4 protein-coding genes are annotated in these 3,923 nt (G+C 67.8%); all 4 read right to left on the bottom strand.

Annotated elements, in window-relative coordinates:
* Positions 1-13: 13 nt before the first annotated feature.
* Positions 14-1,315 (bottom strand): IS4 family transposase, encoded by a 1,302-nt coding sequence (locus tag B9S61_RS35000; protein ID WP_258039752.1) that lies wholly within the window; start codon positions 1,313-1,315, stop codon positions 14-16.
* Between the two features lie 207 nt (positions 1,316-1,522).
* Positions 1,523-2,722 (bottom strand): cytochrome P450, encoded by a 1,200-nt coding sequence (locus B9S61_RS34995; RefSeq protein ID WP_103545770.1) that lies wholly within the window; start codon positions 2,720-2,722, stop codon positions 1,523-1,525.
* Between the two features lie 60 nt (positions 2,723-2,782).
* Positions 2,783-3,316: a diaminobutyrate acetyltransferase gene (gene ectA, locus B9S61_RS34990; RefSeq protein WP_099925045.1), complete on the bottom strand. Its 534-nt coding sequence runs from the start codon at positions 3,314-3,316 to the stop codon at positions 2,783-2,785.
* Between the two features lie 65 nt (positions 3,317-3,381).
* Positions 3,382-3,923: ISAs1 family transposase (locus B9S61_RS34985; RefSeq protein WP_107499716.1), on the bottom strand; the 542-nt coding region annotated here is incomplete at its 5' end.

Raw genomic sequence — 3,923 nt, 5'->3', positions numbered from 1 at the left:
CAAGGCCATGAAGTTATGGGCTGATGGGCCCTGTCAACAGGATGTCGATGCTGATGGTGGCCTTGTAGGTGCGTCGGTCCATGCGCAGGCTCTTGTACGCGTATCGGGACAGTGGTCGCTTGACGGCGCGGGGACTGACGCGGAGTCGGCGTGCTGTCATCGGCTGGTTCAGGACGGCGCGGCCGATGGTTCCGACGAGGTCGACGGCGGTGTCGGCGATCACGCCTGCGGCCTGGATGACCTGGTCGCGGGCGGTTTGGAGGGCGATGCTGGAGCTGGCCCGGTCGGGGTCCGCGTCGGGGAGGGTCGCGGTGGCGTCGGCGATGGCGATCCGGATCAGCTGGTAGGCGGTCAGCAGGGCGTAGACCTCCTGGGCGATGCCGGCCATGGTCCGGGCGCGCAGGACCCGGCGTCCGAGCATGGACTTCTTGATCGCGAAGAAGGCGGATTCCGCTTCCCACCGCTCGTGATACTGCTTGACCAGCTCGAATGCCGGGTGGCGGTGGTGGTCGAGCAGGGTGGTGGCCAGGCGGTAGACGCCGGTGGTGCGGCCGGCGGTGGTGGCGATGGTGATCTCGCATTCGATGATGCGGACCTCCAGCGTGCCGATCCGGGACAGGAACGAGCCGTCGTCGAAGCGGTGCAGGACCGGTGGCTTGCGGGTGGCGGACAGCCGGGCGAGGAACGCGGCGCCGGTGTCCGCGACCGTGGTCAGGAAGGCGTTGGAGGACAGGCCGCGGTCCAGCAGGACGATCATGCCCTCGTGCAGGGAGCGGGCCAGGCGCTTGCCGTGGGTGGTCTCGCCGCTGGTGCGCGGGCCGAAGACGGCGTCGATCACTGCCCGGGTGCCGCAGGCGACCAGGGTGACCAGGCAGATCTGCGGATAGCCCGAGGTGGCGTACTGGTTGGAGCCTTTGCCCAGGTGGGCTCGGGTGGCGGGACCGTCGGGGACATCGAGGTACGTGCCGTCGACGGCGACGACCAGCAGTCCCGCCCAGCGGGCCCCGGTGGTGCGGATCGCGCTCGCCGGGCCGCGCAGCAGGTCGAACAGGGCCCGCATGGGGCGAACGCCGAGCCTGGCGCGGGCGTGCCACAGTGCCGTCGCGGTGATCTTCGGGACAGGCAGGGAGCGCAGTGCGGAGGTCATCCTGGCCCACACGGCCGGATAGCCGCACTCCTCGAACAGAGCAGCAGCCAGGAGGAGGTAAACGACCACCCGGGCAGGGAGTTTCCGCAACCGCTGCTGGACGGCCCCGCACTCGGCCAGGGCGGCGTCGGCCATCTCGAACGGGACGATCTGCGTCAGCTCACCCAAGTGACCCGGAGCGAAAAGACCGTCGGCTACCGCGATCTCGCGGCTGATGACACACTGACCCGACAGCGGAGCCTCCGGTGCTGTGAACGGCTTGTCTTGGCGGACCAGCCAGTTCTACCGGGGCTCCGCTTCTCGCGTCCGGCGTTCCTCCAGATCAGACCCCACCTGCAGCCACGAACCCGACCCATAACTTCATGGCCTTGCGGTTTAGGAACGCGAGGTGAACGTGATGGGCAGCACAACCGCCCCCGTGTTGCCGGAGTCGGGCAGCCACTCGGCGTCCTCCCCCACGCGCAGGTCGGTCAGCCGCGTGGCCAGCGTCGAGAGGGCCACGCCGATGTCCGCACGGGCGACGAAGTGCCCAAGGCAGTGGTGCAGTCCGCCGCCGAACGCGAAGTGCGGGGAGCGCTCGGCGTCGAGGTCGATGCGGTCAGGGTCGTCGAACGCGGCCGGGTCGGTGGCCGACGTCATGGTGAAGAGGTGGAGCGTGGTCCCCTTCTCGATCGTGCGCTCCTTGTACTGGAACGTCTCCGTCGCTTCGCGCGAGATCCAGCGGCCGATCGGGTTGACGCGCAGCGCCTCCTCGACCGCCGCGGCGGAGTAGCGCTCGGGGGCCGATGCCAGCTTCTCCCACTGGTCGGGCTGCTTGGAGAACGCCTTGACGCTCAGGGCCAGTTGGTTCCGGGTGGTGTCGATGCCCGCGAAGATCAACAGGATGATGAGGTTGATGAGCTCCTTGTCGGAAAGCTTGCCCGCGTCCTCGTCCCTCGCGTCCACGAGGGTGCTCAGGATGTCGCCCTTGGGGGACTCCCTGCGGCTGCGGACCAGGGACTCGGCGTACTCGGTTAGCTCGACGATGGCCTGGTCGATCCGGGCGATGTTCTCCTGGATGGTGATGCCGAGGCCGATCGTAGAGGCGAGTTCGTGGATCTTCTTCCAGTCGTTCTCGTCGATGCCCAGCAACACGCACAGAATCCTGGTCGCGTACGGTGCGGCGAACCGGCTTGCGAACTCGGTGCGCCCGTCCTCGATCCACTCGTCCACCAGGCCGTCCGCCAGATCCTGGAACTTCGCGTGCAGGGGCGCTATCCGGCGAGGCGAGAAGGCGGGGTTCACCAGGCGGCGAATCCTGTTGTGCTCGCCGCCCTCCAGTACCAGCAGGGTCTTCTGCCACCACTCGTCGAAGTGTCCTTCGACGACCCCGTGCTGGGCGGGCCACTTGGCCGATCCTTGCGTCAACAGGGGGCTCTTCAGGAGGGCGCTGCTGTCCCCGTAGCGCAGGACGGCGATGCCCCAATCCGTACGTGCGTACCAGTGGGCGTCTCGTGCCTTCCGCACCTCTTCGGAGTCCATGCGGAAGTAGGCGTTGCTGATGTCGAGGTGCAGTGTCGTGGGTTGCGTGGCCATGGCGGTCGGCTCCCAGTCGTCGGATGCGGTGCTGCTCGGACCAGTGACGGGCGGCCCGGTTCAGCCGGCGGTCAGCGGGCCGATGCGGTACAGGACCTCGTCGTGGTGGCCCTCGCTGTCGGCGAAGAGGGAGCTGGGGAAGAGCACGCGGGTCTCGACGGGGGCCGAGTGCTTCTTCGCGTACTGCTTCAGCACCATGATGATCGCCTTGTTCTCGGCGGAGACAGTGGCCTCGACGTACCGGGCGCCGTTGGCAACCTGCTGGTCGGCCGCCTCCTGGAAGAGCTTGACGCCGAGGAACGGGATGCCATGGCGCGGGTTGACGGCGGTCTGCCACACGAAGTAGGTCTCGGGCTCCTCGGGGCGGCGGTAGCCCGTGAGGAAGCCGACGAGTTCGTCGTCCACCGTCGCGACCAGCGAGCCGTCGGCGAAGTCCCGGAACCACAGTGAGTAGTAGTAGAGGCTGTTGGAGTCCAGGCCGGGAGTGTCCTCGACCATCTTCCACACGGCGGGTCCGTCCTGAGGGACCGGTGCGCGGAAGACGGCCCGCTTCTTCTCGGCAGTGTTCGGCTCCGTGGAGGCTGCAGTGGGCATGGTGATCGTCATGTCGGGTCGGGGCCTTTCTTTCGTGTGTCTCTCATGTCGGTGGCAGGGCTTGATCAAGTTCCGTGAGTGTCTGGGTTGTTGGTGATGCCCAGGATGGCGAGTGCTCGTTCGGGTTCGTGGCGGATGGCGCGGGTGGTCTTGGCGATGTTGTCGGCTCCGAGGATCTTCAGGGTGCCGATGGCGAGGTTGCGGATGGTGGCCATGGCGCGGGGTGCGGTGCCGGTGTGAATGGTCGAGGCGTCCTCGGCGAACGTGACATCTCGGATGTAGTGGGAGGAGTTTTCGATTCCCCAGTGCCCCCGGATGGCGGTGGCGAGGTCGATGGGGCGGGTTTGATGGGCGGCGAGGCTGGTGACCGCGTAGACGTTCTCGCGGGTTTCGGGCCGGCCGGTGGGCTTGCGGCGGCGGTGGACCCGGATGGCGAGGTGGGCGTGGGGGAAAGCGATGCCGCCGAGGTTGTCGGCGATAGTGCAGGTTTTGATCGAGCGGGACTCGCGGCGGCCGTGGGCGGTGGCGGAGGCGGTGTGCTGGACCTTGATCGAGGTCCAGGGCAGGGCGGCGAGCTGGGCGTAGGCGGTGGGCTGGTTGGCCTTGA

The organism is Streptomyces sp. SM1, assembly GCF_002910825.1.
In the GTDB taxonomy this organism is placed as follows: Bacteria; Actinomycetota; Actinomycetes; order Streptomycetales; family Streptomycetaceae; genus Streptomyces; species Streptomyces okerensis.
The sequence above is the reverse complement of the archived record's forward strand: the minus strand, read 5'-3'. Positions and strand labels throughout refer to the sequence as shown.